The sequence below is a fragment of the Streptomyces sp. NPDC001156 genome (assembly GCF_053598275.1).
In genome coordinates, this window is the sequence record NZ_JBSFJX010000479.1 from 1 (window position 1) to 2,008 (window position 2,008).

Below are 2,008 nucleotides of genomic sequence, written 5' to 3' on the forward strand. Positions count from 1 at the left end.
GGAACCCGGACGGTGCTGAGGGCGTAAGACCGCCGGGGCCGCTGGCCCAGGCGGCAGCCTGAGCCGTAAATCCCCGCTCAGCCCTGGAGGGTGGAGAATCCCCTTCCTTCAGGGAGGGGAGCCTTCAACACGGCAGGAGAAGCCACGACAGGCAGACGGCCGGTCACCGCACGACCGTGCTTTGAAAATCAGTAACAGCAAGAAGGAAGGCGGGATGCCCCTCCCGCCGTGGTAGCCATGCAAGCTGGAAACATCGCCACCTGGGTCGGCATCGTGATCACCATGGTGATCTCTCTCGTCACGCGCCGCGACGCGAAGAGGCAAGCGGAAATTGCCGAGGAAGCAAACATCGCCGGTCAGGCACAGGTCGAGGCGGCCGAGCGCAGAGCAATCGCTGTGGAAGACAGCCTTGCCAAGGCTCTCAAGCTGCTCGCGCAGGCGCAGAACGCCACGACGCCTCCACAACCGCTCGCGACGCCCGAGCTGTCAGGCCGCCCTGCGGTGGGATGGGACCTGCAGCGCCGGGGAAAGCACGCCTACTTGCTGCGCAACGGGGGCGCGGAGACGGCTACCGGAGTGCACCTGGACCGCAACCGGACGACGGCGATCATGCGCAACGTGCCGGAGAACGCAACCGTACGGCCCGGCGAGTCGGTGCAGTTCTTGATGGTCCCCACCCTCGGACATCCACTGCCGGGCGAGGTCTGGGTGACATGGCACGGCCAGGAGGAGTCGGTGGCTGTCCCGTTGCCCCACTGACTCCTCCGTGTCCGGATCTTCTTTCCGGGTGCGGCATCGTCCTTATCCGCCCCGGCCAGCGTGCCGCTTGACGAGGGACACGCCGCCCGCGGAGCCCTGACACGTCATCGACCGCATCCGCGGCTCACAATCGAACCTTCTCCTGCTGTTCCCATAGGCCACCCGCACGGGCGGGTGGCCCATTTGTCACGGCCGGTCGGCGGACAGGTCGAGCGCCACGTCGGTGATCAGGTCCTCCTGGCCGCCGACCATGCCGCGGCGGCCGACCTCGACGAGGATGCTGCGGGTGTCCAGCCCGTAGCAGCGGGCGGCGGCCTCCGCGTGGAGCAGGAAGCTGGATTGAAGTGCTCTCCTCCCTTCGCAAGCTCAGGAAGGAGATTCCTGCCTACCTTGCGGCGGCGGGCTTGACGCGTTTTGGCGCCTGACGACTGCACCTTCCGGCAGCCGGGATCGCCACGAGGCCGATCCGGTACAGGTGCATGCGAGATCGTGCCCTCGACACCGGCTCGGATGTCGTAGCGCTGCTTCCACTCCTCGGTCTGCTGTTCCTGGCGGCGCTGGCCCAGAATCTCTTGCTGCTCGCGGGGCAGCAGCGTCAGGCTGCGTCCGTAGCGGCCCTTCTCGCAGGCGCGTGTGCAGGCCGACCGCAGTGGGCAGGGGCGGCAGTCGGTGGCGGCGAACTGGACCCGGGTGATCGGGGTGCCGCTGGATTTGACCTGCTCAGACCAGCTGATGCTGACCGCGCCGCGTGGACAGACCGCCTCGCGGCGGTCCCAGTCGACGCTGAACGCCCGCTGGGAGAGATCCGGCCCGGTGTCGTCCTGCCTGCCGTGATGGGTATCCAGGCCGACCGGTCCCAGGAGCGTGATGCCGTGCCCGTCACGTGCGGTGAGGATATGGGCTGCAGTGACATAGCCGGAGTCCACCACGTGCTCGCCCGGCACCAACCGGCGTTCGTCCAGGTTCCGGTGGACGGTCTCCGTCATCTCGGCGTCGTCGACGGTGGCGTCCGTGCTCTCCACATTCGTGATCACATGGGGTGCATCCGGCTCACAGGTCTCGGTCAGGTGGGTCTTGTAGCCGCACCAGCCCGAGCCCCTCTTCATGCCGTAGCGGGCGTCGAGGTCGTAGGGCGAGGACAGCCGGCGTCTGGACGGCGGGAGGTCCTTGCCCTCCCGCCAGTGCACCCCCTCGCCATCGCGGTGGTACTGCTCCACCCAGGCCCGGCGCAGGACCTGGACGGCGGGGA

Annotated in this window: 1 protein-coding gene and 2 pseudogenes; 1 reads left to right on the forward strand and 2 read right to left on the reverse strand. The window is 68.0% G+C overall.

Annotated features, from left to right (window positions below; translation table 11 throughout):
• Nucleotides 1-237: 237 nt before the first annotated feature.
• Entirely contained in the window at nt 238-759 is a 522-nt protein-coding gene (locus ACWDA7_RS52360) for a hypothetical protein (protein WP_450615226.1), read from the forward strand.
• 186 nt (nt 760-945) lie between these two features.
• Here the strand turns inward: ACWDA7_RS52360 and ACWDA7_RS52365 are convergent.
• Both ACWDA7_RS52365 and ACWDA7_RS52370 read right to left on the reverse strand, forming a co-directional pair.
• Nucleotides 946-1,101: pseudogene (locus ACWDA7_RS52365) on the reverse strand (4-hydroxy-2-oxovalerate aldolase); the annotation flags it as partial.
• A 197-nt stretch (nt 1,102-1,298) separates the two neighbouring features.
• Nucleotides 1,299-1,865: pseudogene (locus ACWDA7_RS52370) on the reverse strand (transposase); the annotation flags it as partial.
• Nucleotides 1,866-2,008: the final 143 nt, after the last annotated feature.